Source organism: Bradyrhizobium canariense (assembly GCF_900105125.1).
Taxonomy (GTDB): Bacteria; Pseudomonadota; Alphaproteobacteria; order Rhizobiales; family Xanthobacteraceae; genus Bradyrhizobium; species Bradyrhizobium canariense_A.
In genome coordinates, this window is sequence record NZ_LT629750.1 from 549,038 (window position 1) to 573,804 (window position 24,767).

The following is a 24,767-nucleotide window of genomic DNA, read 5'->3' on the forward strand; positions in this document are numbered from 1 at the left end:
AATTTAAGTAACTGGTGATCGTGCACGTCGCGCGGATCGGGAGAGAAAACCAAGCAATGCCACCCAAGGACAAGACCATGCGGTCTGACGATCAATCGATTTCGGTCGGCGTTGATGTTGGCGGCACGTTTACCGACCTGGTTGTTTACGATGCACGCACCAGCGAGGTTCGAACCGCCAAGGTGCTGACCACTCCGCGGGATATCCCAGCCGGAATATTCCAGTCGTTCGATCAGGTTTCGGCAAAGTTATCCGAAGCACAATACGTAAAGCACGGCACAACGACCGCTATTAACACCGCTCTCGAGCGTAGCGGCGCGAAGACCGCGCTGATCACAACTAGAGGCTTCCGCGACATTCTTGAACTCGGCCGTGGAAACCGGCCGGATTCATTCAACCTTTTCTACCAGCGCCTGCCGCCGCTGGTGCCTCGCGACCTTCGCTTTGAAATTAGCGCGCGGATGGATGGTCAGGGAAATGAGATCGCGCCCGTCCTTTTCGATGAGCTGGACGGGATATTGCGTGAATTGACCGCGCAAGGCGTCGAGGCGATAGCAGTGTGCCTGTTGCATGCTTATCGCAATCCGCAGCACGAGCGCGCCGTCGGGGAACACCTCCGCTCGCGATCCTCTCATTTCGTGTCCCTGTCGCACGAACTCTCCCGTGAATGGCGAGAGCACGAACGAACATCGACGGCCGTGGCGAATGCCTATGTCGGTCCGCGAATGGAGCGTTATCTGGAATCTCTTCAGGCCAGGCTGACAAAGGCGGGCCTCGGCGGCACGCTGCTTCTGATGGAATCGAACGGCGGAGTGATGACGGGAGAATTGGCCGCGCAACATCCGGTCTATCTATTGGAGTCAGGACCGGTCGCGGGAGCCGTGGCCGCAGCGGCGCTAACGCGCAAGCTTGGCTACGACAATGCCATTTCGTTCGACATGGGCGGCACAACAGCCAAGTGCACGCTCATCAACAAGGGGCGCATCGAGATCGCTGACATCTATTATGTCGGCGGCTACGAGCAGGGGTATCCCGTTCAGGTGCCCGTGGTGGATATCATCGAAGTCGGCGCGGGTGGCGGAAGTATCGCTTATCTCGATCCTGCGGGCTCCCTGAAGGTGGGTCCGCGCAGCGCCGGCGCGGAACCTGGTCCAGTCTGCTACGGCCGGGGCGGTACCGAGCCGACGATCACCGATGCCAATGCCGCCCTTGGTCGACTGGCGCCGAGCGGGTTGCTCGGCGGTGAAATGGCATTGGACACCGAGGCAGCAAAGCGTGCGATCCACGACAAGATCGCAGCACCGCTCGGCCTTCCGGATGTTCAGATCGCAAGCGGGATCATTCGGCTAGCGGTGGTGACGATGTCCGCGGCGGTCCGGCGCATCAGCATCGAGCGTGGCCACGATCCGCGCGATTTCGTTCTCATCGTCAGCGGCGGTGCAGGGCCGCTTCACGCCAGCGCCATCGCGCGGGAACTATCGATCCCGACGGTCCTGGTGCCACCGTTGCCCGGTCATTTTTCTGCATGGGGCATGCTGCTTGCCGATATTCGTTTCGACAATGCCCAGACCTACATTGCCGATTTGGAAACCGCCGATAATCTGGATATCGAGGCGCAGTTTCGATCGATGGAGGAGGCAGCCAGGAAGCGGCTGCGCGACGCCGCGCCGCGGCTTGAGACCATCGAGATATCCCGATTCATCGATGTCCGGTACGCCGGCCAGGAGCATACGGTCAGGGTGCCAGCGCCTCGCGGGTTCTCGTCCGCGGATGCAAAGGCCGTGTTGCACAAGACCTTCATGGAGATGTACGCCCAGCGTTATGGCCACGCCGACCCACGCGGCAAACTGCAACTTGTGACGTTGCGTGTCGTACTCGACGGTCTGGTCGACAAGCCGCGCCTCGAAAGCTTTCGTCCCAAGGCGACCGCGCCGGCGAAACCGGTTGCGACACGGCAGGCCTTCTTCGATGAGTCCGGCTGGGTCGATTGTCCAGTGTATCAGCGTGAAGCGTTTGCGGCTGGCCAGAAGTTCGCGGGTCCGACCATCGTCGTCGAAACGGGCTCCACCACCGTGATCGCGCCGGGAGATCGCGGCGAGATCGACGACCTCGGAAATCTCATCATTCATGTGGCGTCCAGGCATACTGTCTCGGATCGGCAGCCGGAGAAAGCGGGAGCGGAAGCGCAATGAACAAGCAAGCCAAACTGCGCACCGATCCGATCACGTTCGAGGTCATCGACTTTCTGCTTCGCGCCATCGCGAGCGAACTCGAAACCAATCTGACCCGAACGTCCTACAGCCTCATGATCTATGAGTATAAGGATTTTGCGGTCGGCATCGTTGCCGCAGACGGCCAATTGATCTGTCAGGGAACCGGCGGATTGCCGATTTTTCTGGCCGACATCGGCGCTCCGTTGAAGTCCGTGCTCGAAGCGCATCCGATCGAGACGATTCGCCCCGGCGATGCCTTCGTTACCAACGATCCTGAGGCGAGCGGTCAGCACCTCAATAACGTGACCATGTATACTCCGGTATTCGGAGAAAACGGCGAAGACCTCATCGCGTTCATCACGGTGCGCGCGCATTGGACCGACATTGGCGGCGCGGTCTTCGGCTCGATGATGACGAGCAGCAGTACGGAAATCTTTCAGGAAGGCATCCAGTTTCCCGCGCTTAAGTTCTGCGACGCGGGCCATGACGACAGTCAGATTTTGCGGCTTATCGCCAAGAACAGCCGTATTCCGGAAATTACCATCGGCGATCTCCAGGCTCAGCTTGCGGCGTGCCGATTGGGCGAGCAGCGCCTTAAGGAAATGATGGCGCGATACGGCTGGGATACGATCCGCGCTACGATCGACGAGCGCTGGGTGCGCTCCGAAATGCTGGCGCGCAAGCGTATCGAGAAGGTACCCGACGGGACCTACGAAGCGTCGTGTTGGCTCGACAATGACGGCATCGAGCTTGATCGCAGGTTGCCGTTCAATTTCAAGGTGCACATCCGGGGAGACGAAGTCACGATCGACTTCACCGACATCGTCAACCAGGTCAAGGGCCCCTACAACGCCGGCATGATCGGAGGCGGAATCACCGCGGCGAAAGTCGCGTACAAATACGCGTTGATTCCCGATCTGCATTCGGATGAGGGATGTTTTCGTCCGCTGAAGGTGATCTTGCCGCCGGGCAAGATCCTGAGTGCTGGCGAGAACGCGCCGATGGCTCGATTCAACGTGATCATGGCTACCGTCATCGATGGATTGATCAAGGCATTTGGCGAGGCCGTCCCGGACAACGTCGCTGCGGCGCACCACGCCGCGCAGAATTCCATCCAGTTCACCGGGCGGCGTGCCAACGGCAAGCTCTGGAATTATAACGACACCGCCCACGGGGGCTGGGGCGCTTCCCTCAGGGCGGACGGTAGCGGACCGTTCAAGACGATGTCACATGGCGACTGCAAGGACATCCCCGTCGAGATCGTGGAGGCACTTTATCCGATCAGGATAGAGGAGGTGTCGCTCCGGCAGGATTCCGGCGGCGCCGGAAAGCATCGCGGTGGCCTCGGAACGGTTCGGCGCTGTACGGTGCTGGATGATGCCAACCTCACCACCGCCTGGGAACGTACGACCTGCGCGCCGTGGGGTCTGTTTGGAGGCAAACCCGCCGAAGTGGGTTCTGTCACTGTCGTCTTACCTGACCGGTCGTCAACGTCGATCACGAAGGTCACCCAGGTGCCGATCAAGCAGGGAACGCAAGTCACCTTCTTGACCGCTGGCGGCGGCGGCTGTGGCGATCCACTCGAACGCCCGATCGAAGATGTGGTTCGCGATGTCGAGCTTGGCTATGTGAGTGGCGAGCGGGCGCAACGGGATTACGGCGTGGTTTTGACCGGTGCAGGGAGGCTCGACGAGCAAGCCACTGCGGAACGCCGTGGAGCCCGGCCGTAAATCAACCGATGGCTGCTCGCTTCGCCAGAACTGTTGCGCAGTTTGCTGAGTTTCCTCAGTTGGTTTGCTTGAGCATCGCTTCGAGTTCTTCTTCGAGCGATCGCGGCGAAATGCCGAGCACGCCAAACCCCGGCAAGTTGTCCGAGGCCGTGGTGTCTATCAACATAAGCTCGACCTGATTGCGGGTGAGGGGCGGATGCGGCAACCTCTCAGCGACGCCGGCAAGTGCTTCCCACAAGGCAAACGGCATCCGCATCAGCACTGGCCGCAAACCTGAGCGACGGGCAATGGTCCGCAACAACTCCTCGTATGAATAGACGCGCGGGCCGGCCAGTTCATAGATAGGGTACGGCTTTCTGCTCTGCCGCAGAACTTGGGTAATCGCCGCAGCAACGTCATCCGCGTACGCCGGCTGGAGCCTCGTCCTGCCGTCGCCGAATATCGGATAAGCCGGCAGGACCCGAAGCAGCCTGAGAATCGTCGTGAGAAAGCCGTCGTCCGACGCAAACATCACCGCCGGGCGGATGATGACAGCGCTAGGGAATGCGGCCTGCACGGCCATCTCGCCTTCGCCGCGACTGCGAATATAGGGCGAAGACGAGGCCGCATCGGCGCCGATTCCCGATAGGTGAACTAGCCGTTTGGCCCCGACCCGCCGCGCTGCGCTCGCGATCCTAGCGGCCGTTTCGACGTGCACAGAATGGAATGTGTCGCTTCCGTGCTCGACGTACAGGCTAATCGCGTTGACCACGCCATCGGCGCCCGCAACGGCGGCCTCTACCGAGCGCTCGTCATGTGCGTCGGCGGCGATCTGTTCGACGCCGTCGCCCTCAGCCGGCCTAGGATGCCGCGAGGCGACGCGCACCGTGGCGCCGGACTCACGCAAATAGCGCACAATGCGACGGCCGACAAAGCCAGTTCCCCCGAACACAGTCACGCAGCTCATTTGCGGATCGATCCAAGGATCCTGGGTGACGCTCTTGATCGAGCCGTTAAGTGCGGTGCGGACTGCCTCTGCGGCCTCCGCCGGCGAACTACCTTTGTTGACATGATGCCCGATAGCATCGATCAAAATTTGTACCGCGGGGCCGACAGTCTGCAACTCTTTCCTTGCTTCATCGATCAGCGGCTCAGCTTCCGCGTACAGCTTTTGCGCCTGTTCGATGAATGGCTGTGCCCTAATGAGAAGATCGATCAGCGCCTTGCTCGCCGGCAACGATTTCTCCATTTGCCTCAGTTGTGCATCGCTGAGACCGGATACGTGACCAAGGAGCTCAATGAGCAGGTGCTTGAACATGATCCTACCTTGCTGGTGGTTTTATGGGTGATTGCGTTGCGGCTTGATATTGATAACCCGCCCAAAGCTTCGGCGCGAGAGGGCAAGATGGTTCGAAATCGTCAAATGATTGCTTGAGAAAAGCCCATCCCATGCTCCCCCGTGGTTGAACAATCACTCACGCGCGAACTGCGACAGAGCGCGGCAACGAAAATCCTCAATTTGGTTCAAGAATGAACTGCACCTGATCGTATTGCAGCGTTAGGTTCATTGAGACCGTGCGCTCTTCCTTCCGGGCAAAGGCGTCGTCGAGGTCGTCATGCCCGGTCAGCTGGGACGGTGAACATCGCGATCCTCAAGAGGCGCTTTGGCAAAGCGCTCGTTGTACTTGTCCAGGAATGCCGGAAGCAACGCGTTGCCCGCCGGGATGGTATCGTACCGATGCCGGATAGCCGCATCTCCTTCACCAGCCGGTCCTGCAGGGCAATCACGAGGCGGTCGCTTCCGGTCGGGTCACGTGCTGTTGTGCGGCATAACTGGCCGCGCGACGGAACCGGGTAAAAATGCCGGCGTCTCCGCCGTGCAGGTGACGGTCGTTGCCGCGTTACTCCTGTTTCCGTTCTGCATCTCGCTCGATTGCTGACGGCCGCGAGGTGGAAACAGCTTCATGAGTTCCGCCGTCGCGGCGACGGGACTTCGAGCCCGCGCATCCACTGCCTTGACGCACGACCCCCCACCACGAATCAAACGGCAAGCGTCCCTCATTTCCGCTATCATCAAACCATGACGATCGGGATCACCGGACTCGGGCGGACGGCACCAAGGCAAAACGCCGTGGTCGGGTCGATCATTGCGGCCCTCGTCGCCGGGATTTGCCTGATCCTGCTCGGGTTCGCGAGCAACTTCCTGATCGATTGGCTGTGGTTTTCCTCTATCGGTTATCTGCAGGTTTTTTTGACGACGATCGGCGCCAAAGCCGCCATCTTTTTCGCCGTTTTGACCGCGACTGCCGTCATCCTTTGGCTGAACGGATTGGTCGCGGTGCGCTTTGCCCGGTGGCAGCCGGCACAAGCCGTCGCCGCCTCCGGGTGGCAACCCGCGCGCTTTGCGCCGCCGCCCAATCTATTCACGCTGATGCGTGATCGACTGCCGTGGCCCCGGGTTATCGCAGGTGGTGCAGGTTTACTCGCTCTGCTGGTCGCCGCAGCAGAAGCCGGCAATTGGGGCATCTTCCTGCAGTTTCTCTATCACGTGCCATATGGCGCAGACGATCCGCTCTACAACAAGGACATCGGCTTCTATATCTTCTCGCTGCCAGCCTATATCCTCATCAAGAACTGGATGCTGCTCACACTCGTTCTGAGCGCTCTTTTCGCCGGAACGATCTACTGGGTGCACGGCGACATCGAATACTCCGTTCACCACCGATCGATGTCGCCGACAGTGATCGCTCACGGCTCAGCGCTGGTCGGTCTTCTCTTCGCGGTGAAGGCGTGGTCCTATGGTCTCGACCGCTATCTGCTGCTCTACGGCGACAACGGCGTAGTCGTCGGCGCAAGCTACACTGATGTACATGTGGGGCTACCGGGTCTGTGGCTGATGATCGGGCTTTCGATCATCGCTGCGTTCGCCGCGTGGGCAAACCTCCGGGTGCGAACTTACCGGCTTCCTACCGCGGCGTTCTTACTCGTTGGCATCGGATCTTTTGTGCTGTCCGGCGCAATCCCTGTGCTGTTCCGGCAGTTGTTCGTCAAACCAACCGAGTTGCAGCTGGAAAAGCCCTACATCGAACGCAACATCGCGCTCACTAGACAGGCCTACAATCTCGATCAGATCGTGGCCAAGCCGTTTGCTGCCGAACAGAAGCTTACCTTCAAGACGCTGGAGGCCAACAAGGCGACAATCGAAAATATCAGGCTGTGGGATTGGCAGCCCTTGTCGGATACCTACGCCCAACTGCAAGAGATCCGCACCTACTACAAATTCCATGATCTTGACGTCGATCGCTACTGGCTCGACGGTTCCTACCAAAGCGTGATGCTGTCGGCTCGCGAACTGCGGCCCTCCTTGCTGCCGCCGAACGCCCAGACCTGGGTCAACCGCCACCTGCTGTTCACTCACGGCAATGGCGCGGTGATGAGCCCGGTCACCCGCAAGAGCACTGAAGGACTTCCGTTCTTCTATTTGCGGGATATTCCTCCTGTTGCAGACGGAGGTCCCAAAATCGACGAACCACGCATCTACTTTGGCGAAGAGAGTGACGACTACGTCATCGTCAAGGGAAGCACACCAGAGTTCGATTATCCGAAAGGGAAAGACAACGTCTACGCGACCTATGACGGCGCCGGCGGCGTTCCGATCGGAACGGCGGCTTCGAGAATGCTGTTCGCCTACTACTTCAATGACCCAAACGTGCTTCTCTCAAGCTACATCACGACCGACAGCCGAATCATGATCCGGCGCAATATCCTGGAACGGGTGCGCACGATCGCTCCGTTCCTCAGGCTTGATCATGACCCCTATCTGGTTATCAGCAATGGGCGGATGTTCTGGATGCAGGACGCCTACACGACGAGCTCCTATTTTCCCTCTGCGCAGCCTGCGCAAGATCTCGACCTCAACTACATTCGCAATTCTGTGAAGGTTACCGTCGATGCCTATAACGGGACCATCGACTTCTATCTGATTGACCCCGGCGACCCGATTGCGGCGACCTACCAGCGCATCTTTCCAACCTTGTTCAAACCGTTCACGGCTATGCCGTCGGACTTGCAGAAGCACATTCGGTATCCAGAGGATCTGTTCCTGATTCAGGCGCGGCTGTATCAAACCTATCACATGGAAGCCGCCGACGTTTTCTACAACCGCGAGGATCTCTGGCAATTCCCGCGTCAGCCGGGCGACGACGGCATCTCACCGATGACCCCTTATTACATCATCATGCGGCTTCCCGGCGAACCGCAGGCCGAATTCTTCCTCATGCTTCCCATGGTACCCAGCCGCCGCGACAACATGATTGCGTGGCTCGCCGCGCGCTGCGACCCGCCCGACTACGGCAAGCTGATCGTCTACGAATTTCCCAAGGAGAAACTCGTCTACGGGCCGTTCCAGATCGAGGCGCGGATCAATCAGAATACGGAGATTTCGCAGCAACTCACGCTGTGGAATCAGATGGGTTCGCGGGTGATACGCGGGAACCTGCTTGTGATCCCGATCGAGAACTCGATCCTTTACGTATCGCCACTCTATTTGCGAGCGCAGCAAGGGCACCTGCCGGAGCTGAAACGCGTGATCGCGGCCTACGGTGAACATGTCGTGATGAAGGAGACGCTTGCCGAGGCCTTGGCGGCACTGTTCACAGAATCCGGTGCTGGGCCGGCGATATCAAGCACCGCAGAGGAGATGCGCCTCGCGAGCCCGGCGGGAAGTCAGCCACAGCAGGCGCTCGATCGCTACAATCAGGCGGTGGAGCGATTAAAGGCCGGAGATTGGCAAGGCTTCGGCAACCAGTTCGACGCACTGCGCGACATCTTGGAAAAAATGAGCCGGCAATCCACCGGCCACTAAGACCCGGAATATGCATTCTTGCGACACCTCTGAACCTGAGGAGTGCAAATTGCGGACACGGCAATGAGTGCATGCCAGCAGCGTCTGCGCTCGATCTGGCGCAAAGGACTTACGACATCCTGGTCGCGGTATGGTTGCCGGCGTCCGGTTTCTTGCGGCAAAGACCTGGAAGAGAGCTCTTGCAAACGTGCCGCGTCAGGATGCAGACTGTATACGCTTGATGGACGTCTACGGTTCTGCTGCCCGGCTGGAATTGACGGTCGTGCAGAAGTGAGGAGCATGGCGCCATGCGAGAAATCGAAATCCAAAGCTTTGCGCGACAGTTGCTGGAAGCACACGGCGCGAAGGCCATTGCGGAAGCCGCCCAGAACGCCATCGACCTTGAAGCAAAGGGCGAGGTGGAATTGGCCAGAACCTGGAGGCATGTCGAAGACGCCATGAAAATCATGCGCGGGCCTCACCAAAGCTGAAGCTGACGGATCGCGCGTGACGAAGGCGTGTCTGCGTGCGGGCGCCGCCAACGGCGGCGCCGAGGGTGGGACATGGCCAAATTCGTCCCCAGCAGCTTGGCCGCGGCGCGCGCCCTCTCGGATACAGGAGCGAAGCCATGGTTCCGAATTGTGCGACAGCCGAAGATCTCCTGAAGGCGATAAAAGACGAGAAGGTCGAGATGATTGATCTGCGGTTCACCGACTTGCCGGGGGTCTGGCAGCATTTTTCCGTGCCGCCGAGTGCAGCTAATATCGATGCTCTCGATGCAGGTATCGGGTTCGACGGCTCATCGATCCGCGGATTCCAGGAGATCCAGGAAAGCGACATGCTGGTCGTTCCGGACCCGACGACCGCCTTTGTCGACCCATTCACCCCGACGAAGACGTTGGTCCTGATTTGCAACATCAGGGATCCCGTTACCGGTCAATCCTATAGCCGTGACGCCCGCTACATCGCGCAGAAGGCCGAGACTCACCTGAAGAGCACTGGCCGCGCCAATACCAGCCAGTTCGGCCCGGAGGCGGAGTTCTTCGTGTTCAACGACGTGCGCTACGGACAGGGCATCAACTACGCCTTCCACGAAATCGATTCCGGCGAGGGCAGTTGGAACACCGGCACGAAGGAAGCGCCGAATCTGGGCCACAAGCCGCGTCCGAAAGAAGGATATTTTCCGGTTCCTCCGACCGACAGCATGCAGGATCTCCGCACCGAGATGGTGCTGACGATGGAGTCGCTCGGAATTGCGATCGAAGCCCATCATCATGAAGTCGCGACCGGCGGCCAAAACGAAATCGACATGCGCTTCACCACGCTCACCCGGATGGCCGATAACCTGATGATTTACAAATACGTGGTGAAGAATACCGCCCGCCAAAACGGCATGACGGCGACGTTCATGCCCAAACCGCTGTTCGAGGACAACGCCTCGGGAATGCACGTTCATCAGAGTCTGTGGAACGGCGAGACCAATCTGTTCTACGGTGAGGCGGACTACGCCCAACTGAGCGAACTTGGTCGCTATTACATCGGCGGGCTGTTGAGCCACGCTTGGGCGTTATGCGGCTTTTGCGCCCCGACCACCAACTCCTATCGCCGTCTGGTGCCGGGCTACGAAGCGCCGATCAACCTGGTCTATTCCCAGCGCAATCGCTCGGCCTGCTGCCGGATTCCGATGTATTCGCCGAACCCGCGGGCAAAGCGCGTCGAGTTTCGTTCGCCGGATCCTTCCTGCAATCCGTACCTTGCCTTCTCCGCTATGCTGATGGCGGGCCTTGACGGCATCGACAACAAGATCGACCCGGGCAGGCCGATCGACAAGAATCTTTATGATCTCCCGCCTGCCGAGGCGAAGGACGTGAAGTCGACGCCTGGATCGCTGGATCAGGCGCTTGACGCACTCGAACGCGATCACGCGTTCCTGCTGCGCGGCGATGTGTTCACCCGCGACGTGATCGAAACCTGGCTCGACTACAAGCGAACAAAGGAGGTCGATGCCATCCGGCTGCGTCCGCATCCTCACGAGTTTCATCTCTATTACGACATCTAGCGCGTGTTCCGGGGCAAGCCTGCCCCGGAGATTATCCGGGGCAGGACCCCGGAAGGAGGACGATCATGACCACATACGTCATGCTTGCAAATTGGACCGAGCAAGGGATCCTGAAGGCGAAGGACTCGCCACGTCGTCTGGATGCTGCGAAGAAAGCCCTCAAGGATATGAGCGGCGAGTTCAAATCCTTCTACCTGACTATGGGCGACTATGACATGGTCGCGATCTTCGAAGCTCCGGACGACGCTGTGGCGGCACGTTTCAGCCTGCAGATGGGCATGCTGGGAAATATCCGGACGCGCACGCTGAAAGCGTTTCCCGAGGCGGCTTATCGGGAAATCATCAACTCGCTGGGCTAGTCGGCTCACGCACACAATTGCAGCGAGGATTCGGTCGGGTCGGAACGGCTGTCCGAGTGGACCGGCCGGCCGAAGCTATCGCCCGAGCGTAAGCGATTTTACGGCACGGGTCTAACTGGTCGAATGTCCGGTGAAGGTCTTGGCTGTGTAAAAACGCAGCGGCGCCGCGATAATGGTAGAATGAGCATTCCACCAAGTTTCGCTTCTGGTCTGCGAAACTTCGCGGGCTTGTTCGGATGCGATTGTTTCGGAAATTATTCTCGTCGTCTTTTGAATTTTTGAGTTTTTACACAGCCGGGATCAAACCCGGAAGAGTTATGATGCTAATTTCCGTGAACTCTCACCGTACGCCCCTACGGCATCGAAAGGGTCGCCCCCGCAAGCGCCGGATGATCTATTTGAGAGCGGCCCCTCTTCGTTGTGTTCCGCGCCCGATCCAGCGACGCCGTCGCGTGGCGATGGCGAGCCGCGATGGTCGACCGCGCGTAAAAAGGTGCGTAACCATCCCTCATGCAGGCGCTGGAATTGTCGCCACTTTTCAGCGCGCTTTCATAGGAAGGACAAAGAGCTGGCCGGGATAAATACGATTTGGATTTCGAATCAGCTCCCGGTTCGCTTTGTAAACGGCGGCGTATCGCAAGCCCGTACCGTAGATGACACGGCTGATGCGCCAGAGGCTGTCGCCACGGGATACGATTGTGGTTGCCGTCCTGGGCACGACCACGGCGGACGGTGAGCTTCCGCCTGGCAGGGGGTTGGTGGCAGTCGCGTGCGGCACCTGTGAAATGGCTGTGTCCTGCCGCTTTGCAATTTGAAAAGGAGGCTGGGAAGATTGGTGCGCTTGAGAAGACCCAACGGTCTGATCCAGCACGGAAGGGTTTGCCACCACCGCTTCCGGAACATTGAAAGGCGCCTCGGCGCTCGATCGGATCGCGCCGGAGCTAGACTCGCCTAGCGCAACTACCACGCTCTGTTTGGATGTTGCCTGCTTGCCGTCCGGCTGTCTGGACCTCAATGTCAGCTCATAGTCTCCGGGAGGAAGCCGGGGAGGGACCATGACGAATTGCCCGGTTTGATCTGCGACCGCTTGATCATGGCGCTCGCCGTTGCGCAACAGTTCCACGACCGCGCCCGGCGCAGCCCTGCCGGCGATGACCGCGTCACCCGTTCGCTCAATGCGGGCAATGTCGAAGACGGGCACGGACTCATCGGTGTCCGGCGAGTGCGGCGATACGGCAGGTACAGCCGAGCCTTCGTCTCGATCGCCTGATGCAGGGGGCGAAACCGCCGGCGCAGCGGCAACGGCTCTGATTTCAACCGGCGGCTCGCGCTGTACGGGCGTGATGCCGAAGACAAGGGCTGCACCACAAGCCGCAACAAGTGCCAAAAACGGTATGACTATTCGGCTTATCGATGTGGCGGTCATAATACGCGACCCTTGGCTAGACCGTCGGCTCGTCAGCAGCCCCGGGTTGAGCCTGCGCCGATTTGTGCCGGTCCTCAAGTCCGTATCCCATCGGTCAGTCGCGCTGACCAATGCACATCGCGGTGCAACGCAGACGCTTTCGACCGGAAGTGACAGGGCACACTGAAATGTCCTGCGCCCCGAAGGCGCGAATTACGTGTGGAGGACGATATTATGGATGCGGTGGGCCGCGCCCGCCGTTAGCTATTGATTCTTTGCTGGTGCGCCCGGAAGCACGGCTGCCACACCTTCCGGATTGATGTTGAAGGCCAAGAATATCAACGGCTCGTCGCCTGGGTTTCCCCATTGGTGCACGAGGGCGTACGGTTCATAGATCAGGGAACCCGGTCCCCTTGCTTCTGTCTTACCGTCGACCGTGTTGGCCCCGGTGCCGGAGATGACAAAGTATAGAGCCGCGCCTGACCGATGGTGTGGCGGGTTGGAAGGCGTCCGCACCGGAAATGTAACCCGCGTAAGATTGAGATCATAACCGCCTGGCTTCAAGTCGGGGATCGGATTCGCTGTGCGATATAATTCTCTCACGGCAGCTGCCGTCTCAGCAGGCCGACCCAAGTCCACAGCGGGAACAAGGAAGAAGTGGAGGAAAGTAGATGACTCTCCGCTGCCCGCCGTTAGCGCCGCGGTCTTTCCGCCGGCAATGAACAGTCCCTCTCCGGGGTTCAGCACTTTGGTCTCGCCATCGAGCGCGACCTCGGTCGATCCTGACATCTGGTAGAGGATACCGTTGGCCGCCGAGACGTCGCTCTTCTCGTGCGGCTGAAGAGTGATGCTCACCGCTTTGAAATGGAGCGGCACGTCGGTGACGGTCGGCAGTTTGGTTGCGGCGACCACTGTTCGCGTAATTGCCGGTGGAGCAGGGGGAGTTTGCGCGGTCGCGGAGGCGGGAAGCGCCATCGCGCCGAGCAACAGTAGTCCGGTCGTCCTGAACTGCACGATTGCCTCCCAGGTTCGGAAGGATAATCGGAGCACCATACGCTCTCCCAGCGCCTCTTGGAATGGCAGGCCGCTTCGGGCTGCTATTGGACAGAAGGCGGGAGCAAGGGCCGGGCGAAACTCAGTTCGTGGCCGTCGGGGTCAAATAGGTGGAAGAAGCGCTCACCCCATTCGGCGTCGCGGGGCACGGTAACTGGCTGGTATCCCGCCGCGAGCGCACGGTCGTAAAGTGCGTCAACATCGGCGACGTAGAAGATTACTCGCCCCCACCAGGACCAGTGCCGCTCGGCGGGCTGGACGACGAGGTTGAGATAGCTGGTCCCCGCTCGAAAGCTGGTGAATGACGATTCTTCGCCGCCATGCAGGACCTCAAACCCCAGCGCGCGGTAGAATCGGACAGCTCGTGGCATTTCGTGGGTGCCCAGTGTGACCGCGCTGATCCCCTCGATCATGGACAGAACTCTCCTGTTTTATTTCCCTGCGCTGTTTGTAATCGACAGTTCTCTACCGGTCAGAACGAAGCCGACTGCGTGACGCGCAGGCTGACCTCCGCCTCATCATAGATCGGCTGGATCAGAAATATCCGCAATGGAGTTCCATAGCTCGATCGCATTTTGAAAGGTGCCAAACCTTCCGACCTGACAATTGGGCAACCTTCCAAGTTCGAACGATGATCAACCTCAAGACCGCCAAGTTGCTTGGGCCCCACCGGACGCAAGTAAAACACCGTCGAGCCAGTAAGCTTAAACCAAATTTTCTTTTCAAGATGGGGGATGGAATAGCCGCGACTTACTCCGGCTAACGTCGTTTCGGGCGGAGCCCCGGCGTGCAGGAAAATGCCGCTCGCTTCTGTCCGTCGGGCGCTGACTTCAGACCGTGCGCTGCAAAAAACCCTGACGCGGCCTTGCAGAAGTCGACGTGGTTGTTACCTAAATGACTGACATACGCCCCCGATGCGGCCAGATTGGTCGATGGACAGTGGGAGTGTCGCGCCCGTCAGCCGCTGACGTATGCCTCTTTACAAGGGAGGTTTACAATGTCGGACTTTCGGTTTTTTCACACACATCGAACATGGGAAGACTGGTGCGGCATGCTGCTTGGCATGCTGATTGCGTTGTCGTCCTGGTTTCCCGCGCAAACAAGCCACGAGCTTGTTGGTGGAGACCGTGGCTTCGTGGTTTTGAATACGATTACGATCGGCGTCTTGGTGTTCGGTCTTGCCCAGCTCGAATATGTTGCGTTGCAGCGTTGGCAAGAGGGATGCGAGATCTTGCTCGGCCTCTGGCTAATCGCCTCGCCTTACATCTTCGGTTACTTCGACGACGGCTTGCTCAGATTCTGGCATCCCAGTCTAGGCGGACTGGTGGTGCTGCTCGCGACACTGCAGTTGTGGCAGGACTGGGACCTCAGTGATCAGGAGATGCTTAAGCACGGGCGATAATGGCCAACACCGGGTTCGTTGGCATCCGTAAAGGAGTGAGGATATGCACACTTATGAAAAACCGCCCGTAAGCGGCAGCCGGGGCCCGAATTACATGGGTTTGATCGCAGTGATATGTTTGTTCACGTTGATGTTCGCGACCTGGGCGCTCATGAGAACAAATCTCGGTCAAATTCCCTATCGGATCATAACAATTGGAATGGCTCCGAGTGCGCCCGGCGATCGGTGAGAGGTTCGAAGCAGGGTGCCCCTCCCTTCCAACGCATGTCCGCCGACAAGATTTTGAACGGACCTTTTGCGGACGCACAACGGGAGCACATTTCGGCGCTGGTTTCAGGCTCCTATCAAGGAATCCGTCATCTCGCCCAGCGTGACCATTGCCGTGTTTCCCGTCGCCGAATTGTCGTCCTTGAAAAGATGAAGGTTCACCCGGTCGGAAATCGCGTTGATGACGCGCGCGCGGCGCCATTCGCCGTCGCGAAGAACATACCAAAACTGATCCTGTTTGACGGGTTGCATGGCCGTCTTTCGGACCAGGAGAGGTGATTTCGCTCGTTCACGTCCGGCGCGCGCCTTACTTCGGCGGGTGCAAATCGCCTTGAAGCCAGCGTCCAAGACCCTTGGACCTCATGGGGTCTTCGTACGCAGCGAGGGTCGTAAGTACGTGATTGCAGATAGCGCATTCAAACGTATGCAAGTCGACGCCCGCGCGTGCTGGCTCGATACTGACTTGCATCATCGCGGCCTTGCACTTTGGACAAGCGGGACGCTCAATTGCAATGAACGGAATGACGGACGACAGGCGTTGAGACTGGGGCATGATGCTTCCCTCGAATAGGCGGGAGCGCAACACTCTCTGTCACCGGTAATGCCTGGGAGGCGGAGCGGTGATTGTGTAAGTGTACGCCTCCAGGGATCTCAAACGCGAGTTAATTCTCGAATATGTGGAAGGAAGGTAGGCACCAGCCCATACTCCGGGCCCGCCGGCTCACCCCGGCGGGTTTTGTTTGCTTTCCAAATCGGCATGAGGTTGTTTCTAGGTCCTATCGGATATGGGAGACGATCAAGGTGGCAACTGGAACGGTGAAGTGGTTCAACGCGACAAAGGGCTATGGATTCATTCAGCCTGATAACGGCAGCAAGGATGTGTTCGTGCACATCTCCGCGGTTGAAAAAGCTGGGCTCAGCACACTCAATGAGGGTGCAAAGGTGAGCTATGAGGAAGTGCCCAACAAGGGGAAGACTTCGGCGGAGAATTTGAGGGTCGGGTGACTTCGGAAGGGCATGGCAAAGCCTGCCAGGGGGGGCGCGGTTCGCGGCTGCGAGGTATCTGTAGTCCCAATTGCACGTCGCATCGAGGCTTTGGAACCTTTGAAGGCATTGTATGCCGAGATATCCGGCACTGGCGGATGATTCCTGGGGCTTCGCACCCAAACGCCGGTAGTGGATCAGTTTGATTGTGGCGGAGGGTTTCCGCTTGTTTCGGAGTGCCGCAGGTGCATATTCCCACAATGGCGACAATTGTCCGATGCAATTGCGGCGCTGAGTACAAACGCACTGAAGCGAAGTTCTTAGTACCGCACACGGGTCACGCATCCTGTAAAGTCTGCGGGGCCACGCTAGAGTCTTGGTTGGAAAGCACCCACGTTGCCACATTCGAGCTGGTCAAACATCCAGACGGAAAGGCCGGTAGTGGGTCAGTTTGATTGTGGCAGGATGACTGGCTTGAACGGCAGAGCCGGAGGCGCATATTTGGAAAATGAACCCCGATTTGTCTGCGCCATTGACCCACGAAGAATTCGTCTCGTTGCGGGACTGCGCTAAGGGTTTGATGCACCGGACAATCCCAGCCGAACACAAAGACCGACTGATCCAACTAGGGTACATACAGGAATTGTCGGGCGGACTTCGACTGACGAACGCTGGCAGGCGGAGGATTGCGGAAGGCAAATGACCCCTGCTGCCCAGGGTGCTCAAGTCGTTATCGACGCGGTCTTGCGCGCTGGCGCAATCACGAGCGCGCAGCAATTGGGGAGCGAGCATCGAGAAGAGCAGCCGGCCAAGGTCCGCGGCACGTGACTGACTCGGCCAACGTGCCACGAATTTTTGTCGCTTGCAGAAAGCACCGCGAAACGAAGCGGTGGACTTCGCTCTAGCGGGACTGAGCATAGGGTGCAGCATTCATCAGCAGCACACCAAAAAGAAGGACCAGATAGAGCATCGAAAACACGAATAGGCGACGAGCAGGCCGCCTTTCCCTGTCATTGCTGCGACGTACTTGCCATGAGAGAAAAATCATGATCGCTCCAAGCATCGCCGCAGCCGAGCCATAGATGGCCCCCGCGAACCCGAGTGCCCAGGGTAGCAATGAGATCGGAACCAGAAGAACGCTATAGAGAAGAATCTGGCGCTTTGTTTCGGCCCTGCCGGCGACGACCGGCAACATCGGCACGCCGGCGCGAGCGTATTCTCCGGCAAGATTGAGCGACAGTGCCCAGAAGTGGGGTGGCGTCCAAAGGAAGATGATCAGGAACAGGATGAGCGGTTCGAGCCCAACATTTCCGGCGACCGCAACCCAGCCGATCACCGGAGGGAGTGCGCCAGCCGCACCACCAATGACGATATTTTGCGGTGTTCGGCGTTTGAGCCACATCGTGTAGACGACGACATAAAAGAATATTGTGAAAGCAAGCAGCGCGGCCGCGGCTACGTTCAGCAACATGCCGAGGGCCAGAATGGCGCACACGCCAAGCACAAGTCCGAAAGCTAATGCTTCCGAGCGCGATACACGGCCGCTAGGAATTGGACGCATCGCGGTACGCGCCATCACCGCATCGATGTCGGCGTCGTACCACATATTGAGCGCACCTGCGGCGCCAGCTCCGGCAGCTATGCAAAGAAGAGCAACAACACCGGCGAAGGGATCGATGCCGCCTGGTGCGACCATGAGACCGACTAATGCGGTAAAGACGACCAGTGACATAACGCGTGGTTTCGTCAGCGCGACATAGTCTCCGATGTTAGCATAGCTTCCGCGAAGGAGAATTGAACGGTTGATTTGCATGAGATTAATACCTCGGCTTGCAAGCGATACGGCGACGTCTTTCAGTCTGATACTCAAAAAGCCATCGGTTGTGGAACACTCTTGTCAGGCAGTCTCCGAAAGGCGGCAGACCCGATTTCGCCGACTGCGCTGCTACTGCACCTTCGCGAGCTTTCTTCCGGCAGGGACGATCCCCGCTTTCTTCTTTCCCGTAGAATCGAACTGTTTGAGGTAGGCGACGATATCGTCAATTTGCTTCGGATCTTTCAAACCTGGAAAAGTCATTTTGGTACCAGGTATCTTGGCCCGCGGATCCTTGATGTATTCGCGGAAGGTTGCTTCATCCCAGGTGATGCCGGAATTCTTGTTCGCAGGAGAATAGCTGTAGCCTTCGATTATCCCGGCCTTTCGCCCGAACAGGCCGTTGAGCACCGGGCCAACTGCGTTCTTCGCGTTCTCCCCAATTTGGTGACACGCCCTGCATTGGACGAAAATCTTCTCGCCCGAAGCCGCATCCTGGGCATACCCAGGGACGATTGCGAATATTCCGGCTCCGAGTACGAGAACGGAACTGCGCATCCGACTGTCTCCATGGCCGATAAGGAATATGCCAGCGCAAACCGCAGTGACTATTTCGGCTGCGTAGTTAAAACGATTCAATCGCCCAGGTGCGAGGCAATGGTAGCTACGTCGTTGGCACGAAAAATATGACCCGGAGGAGATGCGTGTAGTCGGATTCGAACACCATGATCGCCACGAATACCAACACCAGCACCGGCGGTAGCAGGATGGCGTAGGCCAAGGCCAGCCGCTCCCAGGCCATGTGCATGAAGACAGCGACGATCAGACCAGCCTTCAACACCATAAACAGCAGGATCAGCGACCATCTGAGATAGCCATGGAGGCCAAAGAAGTCGACGAGATAGGAGCAGGTGCTGAGAACGAACAACCATCCCCAGACCGCGAGATAAAGCTTGATCGGATGCTGCTGGCCCTTTGCGTGCGTGGTTCCTGATGCGAGCGCCTCATGCACGGGAGCCTGCAGCGAATGCTGCTGTCCTTCTAAATGTACCGCGGCGTTTGTCATGCGACGACCTCACCAGAGATAAAAAAGGGCAAAGATGAACACCCACACAAGATCGACGAAGTGCCAGTATAGGCCGGTGATTTCGACGATCTCGTAGTGCCCTTTCCGGCTCGTGAAAAAACCGCGCCTTTCGACATCGAAGTCTCCCCGCCAAACCTTTCGCGCAATGGCGATCAGGAAAATCACGCCGATCGTCACGTGCGTGCCATGGAAGCCCGTGATCATGAAAAAGCTTGAACCAAACTGCTCCGCGCCCCAGGGGTTACCCCAGGGCCGGACGCCCTCCATGATCAACTTGGTCCATTCGAAGGCCTGCATTCCGACGAACGTTGCGCCGAATGCCGCCGTGGCCAGCATCAAGGCTGCAGTTTTCACGCGATCGCGGCGATAACCGAAATTGACGGCCATCGCCATCGTCCCGCTGCTGCTGATCAAGATGAAGGTCATGATGGCGATCAGGATGAGCGGGATTTTCTTCTCTCCGATCGTGAGGGCGAAGACTTCGCTGGGGTTCGGCCACGGCACGGTCGTGGACATTCGCGTCGTCATGTACGACAGCAGAAAACAGCTGAAGATGAAGGTGTCGCTGAGGAGGAAGATCCACATCATCGCCTTCCCCCAGGAAACATTCTTGAAGGCGCGCTGATCCGAGGACCAGTCGGCGGCGATGCCTCGCCAGCCCGCAGGCCGTGTGGTCGATGCTGCGGTGTCTGTCAGCGCGGTCTCTGCCATGGCGTCTCAACCTCCTAGGTGAGCAACTGGCGACAGATGTCGACGAAGTCTTCTGTCCAGCCTGTCAGCAGGCCGAGTAAGACCAGCCAGACCAACAGCAGGAAATGCCAATAGATAGCGCAGAGTTCCACACTCAGGCGCACCTGGGCTACCTCAGTGCCACGCCACACCTTGGCTGTCGTTCTGCCGAGGGCCACGAGACCGCCCATCAGATGCAGCCCGTGCATCGCGGTGATCAGGTAGAAGAACGAATTGGCTGGATTGGACGCCACGAAATACCCCGCGACGCTCAGCTGTTGCCACGCCAGGAGCTGCCCAATCAAGAATGTAACGGCGGATGCTCCGCCTGTGCACATGCCGATAATTACGCCGTCCATGTCGTTCCGGCGCGCGGCCAAGTACGCCCATTGCAGCGCGATACTGCTCGTGATCAGAACGCCCGTGTTGAACCACAGCAGCTTGGGCACGGGCAGCGGCCGCCAGTCCACCATGTTCATGCGCATGGAGTAAGCGCTGATGAAGAGTGCGAACAATGAACCGACGACCGCGAGAAACACGCCCAATCCGATTTTCGCCGGCGGCAGGGACGAAGGGCTCTCCTCGCGCCAATCGGCGATTACTCCTTCCTCCAGCCAGGGTTTGGCTCCTAGCCGTTGCTGCGAGAGCCACCATCCGGCAATCGCCGCTATTCCAGCCATGAACAGGATAATGGCGCTCACGGGTGGGCCCCCTGCGCCGATAATGTGGTCGGCGGTTCATTTTGCGGCACGAAATCCCTGATGGCGCCGGGTACGCTGTAATCGTAGGCCCAGCGATAGACGATCGGGAGCTCCTTGCCCCAGTTGCCATGCCCCGGCGGGGTCTGCGGGGTTTGCCATTCCAGCGACGCGGCTCCCCAGGGATTGCCGCCAGCCTCTTTTCCTTTGAACAGGCTCCAGATCAGATTGAACAGGAACACAAGCTGGGCGAAGCCGACAATCAGGGCCGCCACGCTCATGAACGCATTGAGGTCATGGGCGGATGCCGGGACGAAGGCCGTTTCGCCAATTTCGTAATAGCGGCGGGGCACGCCCAGCAGGCCCAGATAGTGCATGGGGAAGAAAATCGCATAGGCCCCGAGGAACGAGACCCAGAAGTGGAATCGTCCAAGCGCCTCATTGAGCATTCGTCCGGTGACTTTTGGATACCAATGATAGATCCCGCCAAACACGGCCATGATCGGCGCAATGCCCATCACCATGTGAAAGTGCGCGACAACGAACATGGTGTCGGACAGCGGTACGTCCACAACCACGTTGCCGAGGAACAGGCCGGTCAGGCCGCCGTTCACGAACGTGACGATGAACGCGAGGGCGAACAGCATCGGAACGGTGAGATGAATATCGCCGCGCCACAGGGTTAGCACCCAGTTGTAAACCTTGATGGCGGTCGGGATGGCGATGATAAGCGTCGTGGTGGCGAAGAAGAACCCGAAATACGGGTTCATGCCGCTCACATACATGTGGTGCGCCCATACGACAAAGCTGAGGGCGCCGATTGCCACGATAGCCCAAACCATCATGCGATAGCCGAAGATGTTCTTCCGCGCATGGATGCTGATCAGATCGGAAATGATGCCGAAGGCCGGCAAGGCGACGATGTAGACTTCGGGATGGCCGAAGAACCAGAAAAGGTGCTGGAACAGGATCGGGCTGCCACCTCCATACTTCGTCAGCTGGCCCATCTCGACCAGTGTGGGCATGAAGAAGCTGGTTCCCAAAATGCGATCGAGCAGCAGCATCACCGAGGCGACGAACAGCGCCGGGAAGGCCAGCAGCGCCATGACGGTGGCCGTGAAAATGCCCCACACCGTCAAGGGCAAACGCATCAACGTCATGCCGCGTGTGCGCGCCTGGAGCACCGTCACCACGTAATTCAGCCCGCCCATGGTGAAGCCGATGATGAACAGGATCAGAGAGGCCAGCATGAGGATGATGCCCCAATCCTGCCCGGGGGAGCCGGAGAGAATCGCCTGAGGTGGGTACAGCGTCCAGCCGGCGCCAGTGGGCCCGCCGGGCACGAAAAAGGTCGAGACCAGCACCACGACCGCGAGCAGGTAGACCCAGTAGCTCAGCATGTTGACATAGGGGAAAACCATGTCCCGGGCGCCGACCATCAGCGGGATGAGGTAGTTTCCGAAACCTCCCAGAAACAGCGCGGTGAGAAGATAGATCACCATGATCATGCCGTGCATGGTGATAAGCTGAAGATATTGGTTCGGATCGATAAACGAAAACGTGCCGGGGAATCCGAGTTGCAGCCGCATCAGCCACGACAGCACCAGCGCAACCATTCCGATGGACAACGCCGTGATCGAGTACTGGATGGCGATAACCTTGGCGTCCTGCGAAAAGACGTACCTCGTCCACCAGCTTTTCGGATGATAGAGCTCGACCTCACCCACTTCGGCCGGCGGGATGCCTGCGACTGTGTCAAACGGGATATCGACCATCGGAATACCCTCCTTGGTCTCCTGTTCAGCGAGGAGTTCGCCTTACGATAAGCGGCGTCTCCTTGTCGGTATTTTCATTCGCTTTCTGTCTTATAAGCCGCCTTCGCGACGTTGCGCGGCCCCGATAGCTCGGCGAACGTCTGCTGCTTCTCCAGCCACGCGTGATAATCTTTCTCTTCCTGAACGATGACCTTGCTCCGCATCTGCGCATGCGCGACACCGCAGAGTTCCGCACAGAGAACCTCGAATGTTCCGGTGCGGGTGGGCGTGAACCAGTAATATGTAACCGAGCCCGGAATCATATCCATCTTCGCCCGGAACTCGGGCACATAGAAATCATGCAGGACGTCAATTGAGCGGAGCAACACCTTCACTGGTTTCCCAACCGGCAGGTGCAGGTCGTCGTTTTGAACGACGACGTCGTCTTGTCCGTTTGGATCGTCAGGATTCAATCCCATAGGATTGTCGGAACTGATCTTGCGGGCATCGGTAGAACCGAGCTTGCCGTCCTTTCCGGGAAGCCGATAGCTCCACATCCACTGCTGTCCCATGACCTCGACCTCGGTCGCGTCGGCAGGAACCGTGACGAACTGGTGCCAGACAACCAAGCCGGGCGCCAACATGGCTGCGACGCCGATTGCGGTTCCGATGCTGAGCCACCATTCGAGCTTTTTGTTTTCGGGATTGTAGGCTGCCTGCCTTCCCTCCTTGTGACGAAAGCGGAAGACACAATAAGCCATGAACACAACGACTGCGGAGAAAACCGCCCCCGTGATCCAAAACGTCAGGGTAATCGTGTCGTCGATGTAGCCCCAGTTTGAGGCGAGCGGTGTCCACCACCACGGGCTGAAGAGGTGAAACAGCACCGAGGCGACCGCTACCAAAAGCAGTATGAGCGCTACAGCCATCTCTTATGCATCCTTGCCATCAAAGGCTGCGGATACGAAAAATTAGAGGGCGGAGCTCACGTCTGTCGCGATGGCGGACTTCACTTTCGCCATCGTCGTGCCTCTTGCCTCGCCCATTCAACCGGTCACGACGTCAAAACAACACACAAAGTACGCGTCACGGCCGCTCGTCTCGTCGGAGCTGGGGGCGTCTGGAATTTCAAGATGGTACCTGCCGCGCCTGACGTCAATAGCTCAATACTCAATAGAGGGCCATGTCACATCCTGATCTGGCGCGTGCAATGCGCAATCCGGCGAGCATCCGTCGCGCACATCGTTTGGTGATGCAACGCAACAAACGATGTCTGCGGATGCACAATTCACCCAACCGTGAGTGCTATCTTGCTGCCATCGCGCTAAGGTCACTGCACCGGTCGCGACAGGTGTCGTCCGGCAAAGCTCCTTCTCGTTGAACTTGGTTTGCCGGACTCAATCGCGATTTTCGCGCATGAGGCTGATTGCGCGCGATTTGAGGGCGCGCCGTTCCCTCCTGCGACCACGAGCAAGGAGACCGGGGTCATGGCCACACAGTATTTCGCAAGACCTAAACTACAATGGTTCGGCGTCTCCGCTGCGTATGTCGTTCGCAAAATCAGCATTTCCGACTTGCGCGACGCGCTGCGCCTTGGCTGGGAAGACTTCCAGGCCATACCAACTCACGCCGTTGTCCTGTGCGCGATTTATCCCGTTCTCGGGCTTGTTCTGTTCAGACTGGTCCTTGGCTATTCCGTGCTGCCGCTGCTCTTTCCGCTGGCCGCCGGTTTTACGTTGATCGGTCCTTTTGCCGCGCTCGGCCTCTACGAGCTCAGCCGCCGCCGCGAGCGCGGCGAGGAAGCCGCAGCGTGGCACGTAGTACACGTGCTGCGCGCGCCGTCTTTCGGCGCCATTCTCGGACTCGGCACGCTCCTGCTCGCTTTGTTCCTGACTTGGATCGCCATTGCGGACACTATCTACGTTGCAACCTTCGGCCATGCTCCCGCTGCAAGCATCCCTGATTTCGCAAGGCGCGTGTTGACGACGCCAGAAGGTTGGTCGCTGATCATCGTCGGCTGCGGCGTCGGCTTCCTGTTCGCCGTCGTGGCCCTCTGCGTCAGTGTTGTGTCGTTTCCGTTGATGCTCGACCGGCATGCGTCTGCGATAGACGCAATCCGGACGTCGCTGCGGGCCGTGATGGAGAATCCATTTGCGATGGCCGAATGGGGGCTGATTGTTGCGGTACTGCTGGTGATCGGTTCGCTACCGCTCTTCGTCGGCCTCGCTGTCGTTCTTCCGGTGCTCGGTCATGCCACCTGGCACCTTTATCGGAAGGTGATCGAGCCTGACCCGAATCCCCCAGAAGAACAGCCCCGCCCGCCAATAGGTCGCCGCTATGCGGCAGATTTCCCGGCTTCTCTCTTTCCCTGGAGCCGTGAGAGCAAGTGATG

General features: G+C 58.7%; 21 protein-coding genes. 9 read left to right on the forward strand and 12 right to left on the reverse strand.

What is annotated here, in order from left to right:
* Positions 1 to 56: 56 nt before the first annotated feature.
* Complete coding sequence (locus BLV09_RS02700) at positions 57 to 2,192, forward strand: hydantoinase/oxoprolinase family protein (protein WP_146686228.1); 2,136 nt, start codon at positions 57 to 59, stop codon at positions 2,190 to 2,192.
* Positions 2,189 to 3,943, forward strand: a complete 1,755-nt coding sequence (locus tag BLV09_RS02705) for a hydantoinase B/oxoprolinase family protein (RefSeq protein ID WP_146686229.1) — start codon at positions 2,189 to 2,191, stop codon at positions 3,941 to 3,943. The genes BLV09_RS02700 and BLV09_RS02705 overlap by 4 nt, the downstream gene beginning before the upstream one ends.
* Positions 3,944 to 3,998: 55 nt before the next feature.
* Here the strand turns inward: BLV09_RS02705 and BLV09_RS02710 are convergent, their stop codons facing one another.
* Positions 3,999 to 5,240 (reverse strand): complex I NDUFA9 subunit family protein, encoded by a 1,242-nt coding sequence (locus BLV09_RS02710; RefSeq protein ID WP_244548949.1) that lies wholly within the window; start codon positions 5,238 to 5,240, stop codon positions 3,999 to 4,001.
* A gap of 762 nt (positions 5,241 to 6,002) precedes the next feature.
* Here BLV09_RS02710 and BLV09_RS02720 point away from each other — a divergent pair.
* The 4 genes from BLV09_RS02720 to BLV09_RS02735 all read left to right on the forward strand — a co-directional run bounded on the left by BLV09_RS02720 (position 6,003) and on the right by BLV09_RS02735 (position 11,183).
* Entirely contained in the window at positions 6,003 to 8,786 is a 2,784-nt protein-coding gene (locus BLV09_RS02720) for a UPF0182 family membrane protein (RefSeq protein ID WP_146686230.1), read from the forward strand.
* A 287-nt stretch (positions 8,787 to 9,073) separates the two neighbouring features.
* Positions 9,074 to 9,256, forward strand: coding sequence for a hypothetical protein (locus tag BLV09_RS02725; protein WP_100382515.1), 183 nt, complete (start codon positions 9,074 to 9,076; stop codon positions 9,254 to 9,256).
* A 137-nt stretch (positions 9,257 to 9,393) separates the two neighbouring features.
* On the forward strand, positions 9,394 to 10,824 hold the full coding sequence (gene glnA, locus BLV09_RS02730; protein ID WP_146686231.1) for a type I glutamate--ammonia ligase: 1,431 nt from the start codon (positions 9,394 to 9,396) through the stop codon (positions 10,822 to 10,824).
* 65 nt (positions 10,825 to 10,889) lie between these two features.
* Complete coding sequence (locus BLV09_RS02735; protein ID WP_100382514.1) at positions 10,890 to 11,183, forward strand: GYD domain-containing protein; 294 nt, start codon at positions 10,890 to 10,892, stop codon at positions 11,181 to 11,183.
* A gap of 538 nt (positions 11,184 to 11,721) precedes the next feature.
* Here the strand turns inward: BLV09_RS02735 and BLV09_RS02740 are convergent.
* From BLV09_RS02740 to BLV09_RS02750, 3 genes are all read right to left on the reverse strand, one after another.
* A complete protein-coding gene (locus tag BLV09_RS02740) occupies positions 11,722 to 12,609 on the reverse strand; it encodes a LysM peptidoglycan-binding domain-containing protein (protein WP_146686232.1) in 888 nt (295 codons plus the stop codon).
* Between the two features lie 243 nt (positions 12,610 to 12,852).
* Positions 12,853 to 13,602, reverse strand: a complete 750-nt coding sequence (locus tag BLV09_RS02745) for a cupin domain-containing protein (RefSeq protein WP_167558603.1) — start codon at positions 13,600 to 13,602, stop codon at positions 12,853 to 12,855.
* 83 nt (positions 13,603 to 13,685) lie between these two features.
* Positions 13,686 to 14,054 (reverse strand): VOC family protein, encoded by a 369-nt coding sequence (locus BLV09_RS02750; protein ID WP_146686234.1) that lies wholly within the window; start codon positions 14,052 to 14,054, stop codon positions 13,686 to 13,688.
* A gap of 584 nt (positions 14,055 to 14,638) precedes the next feature.
* Here BLV09_RS02750 and BLV09_RS02755 point away from each other — a divergent pair.
* The gene (locus tag BLV09_RS02755; protein WP_100382510.1) at positions 14,639 to 15,043 is read left to right on the forward strand and encodes an SPW repeat protein; all 405 of its coding nucleotides are present in this window, start codon (positions 14,639 to 14,641) and stop codon (positions 15,041 to 15,043) included.
* 333 nt (positions 15,044 to 15,376) lie between these two features.
* On the opposite strand, the gene BLV09_RS02760 is transcribed toward BLV09_RS02755, so the two are convergent.
* On the reverse strand, positions 15,377 to 15,562 hold the full coding sequence (locus tag BLV09_RS02760; protein WP_146686235.1) for a hypothetical protein: 186 nt from the start codon (positions 15,560 to 15,562) through the stop codon (positions 15,377 to 15,379).
* 549 nt (positions 15,563 to 16,111) lie between these two features.
* Between BLV09_RS02760 and BLV09_RS02765 the strand changes: the two genes are divergently transcribed.
* A complete protein-coding gene (locus BLV09_RS02765) occupies positions 16,112 to 16,315 on the forward strand; it encodes a cold-shock protein (RefSeq protein ID WP_074278830.1) in 204 nt (67 codons plus the stop codon).
* Positions 16,316 to 17,195: 880 nt separating this feature from the next.
* Here the strand turns inward: BLV09_RS02765 and BLV09_RS02770 are convergent.
* The 7 genes from BLV09_RS02770 to coxB all read right to left on the reverse strand — a co-directional run bounded on the left by BLV09_RS02770 (position 17,196) and on the right by coxB (position 23,304).
* Positions 17,196 to 18,107 (reverse strand): heme o synthase, encoded by a 912-nt coding sequence (locus BLV09_RS02770; RefSeq protein WP_146686236.1) that lies wholly within the window; start codon positions 18,105 to 18,107, stop codon positions 17,196 to 17,198.
* Positions 18,108 to 18,239: 132 nt separating this feature from the next.
* Entirely contained in the window at positions 18,240 to 18,665 is a 426-nt protein-coding gene (locus tag BLV09_RS02775; RefSeq protein WP_146686237.1) for a c-type cytochrome, read from the reverse strand.
* A gap of 106 nt (positions 18,666 to 18,771) precedes the next feature.
* Entirely contained in the window at positions 18,772 to 19,173 is a 402-nt protein-coding gene (locus BLV09_RS02780; protein ID WP_146686238.1) for a cytochrome C oxidase subunit IV family protein, read from the reverse strand.
* A 9-nt stretch (positions 19,174 to 19,182) separates the two neighbouring features.
* The gene (locus BLV09_RS02785; protein ID WP_100382506.1) at positions 19,183 to 19,905 is read right to left on the reverse strand and encodes a heme-copper oxidase subunit III family protein; all 723 of its coding nucleotides are present in this window, start codon (positions 19,903 to 19,905) and stop codon (positions 19,183 to 19,185) included.
* Between the two features lie 14 nt (positions 19,906 to 19,919).
* Positions 19,920 to 20,624, reverse strand: coding sequence for a cytochrome c oxidase subunit 3 (locus BLV09_RS02790; RefSeq protein ID WP_146686239.1), 705 nt, complete (start codon positions 20,622 to 20,624; stop codon positions 19,920 to 19,922).
* The gene (gene ctaD, locus BLV09_RS02795) at positions 20,621 to 22,396 is read right to left on the reverse strand and encodes a cytochrome c oxidase subunit I (RefSeq protein WP_146686240.1); all 1,776 of its coding nucleotides are present in this window, start codon (positions 22,394 to 22,396) and stop codon (positions 20,621 to 20,623) included. The genes BLV09_RS02790 and ctaD overlap by 4 nt, the downstream gene beginning before the upstream one ends.
* Before the next feature lie 74 nt (positions 22,397 to 22,470).
* The gene (coxB, locus tag BLV09_RS02800) at positions 22,471 to 23,304 is read right to left on the reverse strand and encodes a cytochrome c oxidase subunit II (protein ID WP_100382503.1); all 834 of its coding nucleotides are present in this window, start codon (positions 23,302 to 23,304) and stop codon (positions 22,471 to 22,473) included.
* Positions 23,305 to 23,862: 558 nt separating this feature from the next.
* Here coxB and BLV09_RS02805 point away from each other — a divergent pair.
* Entirely contained in the window at positions 23,863 to 24,765 is a 903-nt protein-coding gene (locus BLV09_RS02805) for a DUF2189 domain-containing protein (RefSeq protein WP_146686241.1), read from the forward strand.
* Positions 24,766 to 24,767: the final 2 nt, after the last annotated feature.

What these genes read in the sequence shown, in the direction of transcription:
- BLV09_RS02785 (WP_100382506.1), bottom strand. Translation starts at nt 19,905, where the DNA reads ATGGCAGAGACCGCGCTGACAGACACCGCAGCATCGACCACACGGCCT.
- BLV09_RS02735 (WP_100382514.1), top strand. Translation starts at nt 10,890, where the DNA reads ATGACCACATACGTCATGCTTGCAAATTGGACCGAGCAAGGGATCCTG.
- BLV09_RS02700 (WP_146686228.1), top strand. Translation starts at nt 57, where the DNA reads ATGCCACCCAAGGACAAGACCATGCGGTCTGACGATCAATCGATTTCG.
- ctaD (WP_146686240.1), bottom strand. Translation starts at nt 22,396, where the DNA reads ATGGTCGATATCCCGTTTGACACAGTCGCAGGCATCCCGCCGGCCGAA.
- BLV09_RS02760 (WP_146686235.1), bottom strand. Translation starts at nt 15,562, where the DNA reads ATGCAACCCGTCAAACAGGATCAGTTTTGGTATGTTCTTCGCGACGGC.
- BLV09_RS02720 (WP_146686230.1), top strand. Translation starts at nt 6,003, where the DNA reads ATGACGATCGGGATCACCGGACTCGGGCGGACGGCACCAAGGCAAAAC.
- glnA (WP_146686231.1), top strand. Translation starts at nt 9,394, where the DNA reads ATGGTTCCGAATTGTGCGACAGCCGAAGATCTCCTGAAGGCGATAAAA.
- BLV09_RS02805 (WP_146686241.1), top strand. Translation starts at nt 23,863, where the DNA reads ATGGCCACACAGTATTTCGCAAGACCTAAACTACAATGGTTCGGCGTC.
- BLV09_RS02710 (WP_244548949.1), bottom strand. Translation starts at nt 5,240, where the DNA reads ATGTTCAAGCACCTGCTCATTGAGCTCCTTGGTCACGTATCCGGTCTC.
- BLV09_RS02750 (WP_146686234.1), bottom strand. Translation starts at nt 14,054, where the DNA reads ATGATCGAGGGGATCAGCGCGGTCACACTGGGCACCCACGAAATGCCA.
- BLV09_RS02755 (WP_100382510.1), top strand. Translation starts at nt 14,639, where the DNA reads ATGTCGGACTTTCGGTTTTTTCACACACATCGAACATGGGAAGACTGG.
- BLV09_RS02770 (WP_146686236.1), bottom strand. Translation starts at nt 18,107, where the DNA reads ATGCAAATCAACCGTTCAATTCTCCTTCGCGGAAGCTATGCTAACATC.
- BLV09_RS02780 (WP_146686238.1), bottom strand. Translation starts at nt 19,173, where the DNA reads ATGACAAACGCCGCGGTACATTTAGAAGGACAGCAGCATTCGCTGCAG.
- BLV09_RS02725 (WP_100382515.1), top strand. Translation starts at nt 9,074, where the DNA reads ATGCGAGAAATCGAAATCCAAAGCTTTGCGCGACAGTTGCTGGAAGCA.
- BLV09_RS02740 (WP_146686232.1), bottom strand. Translation starts at nt 12,609, where the DNA reads ATGACCGCCACATCGATAAGCCGAATAGTCATACCGTTTTTGGCACTT.
- BLV09_RS02775 (WP_146686237.1), bottom strand. Translation starts at nt 18,665, where the DNA reads ATGCGCAGTTCCGTTCTCGTACTCGGAGCCGGAATATTCGCAATCGTC.
- coxB (WP_100382503.1), bottom strand. Translation starts at nt 23,304, where the DNA reads ATGGCTGTAGCGCTCATACTGCTTTTGGTAGCGGTCGCCTCGGTGCTG.
- BLV09_RS02705 (WP_146686229.1), top strand. Translation starts at nt 2,189, where the DNA reads ATGAACAAGCAAGCCAAACTGCGCACCGATCCGATCACGTTCGAGGTC.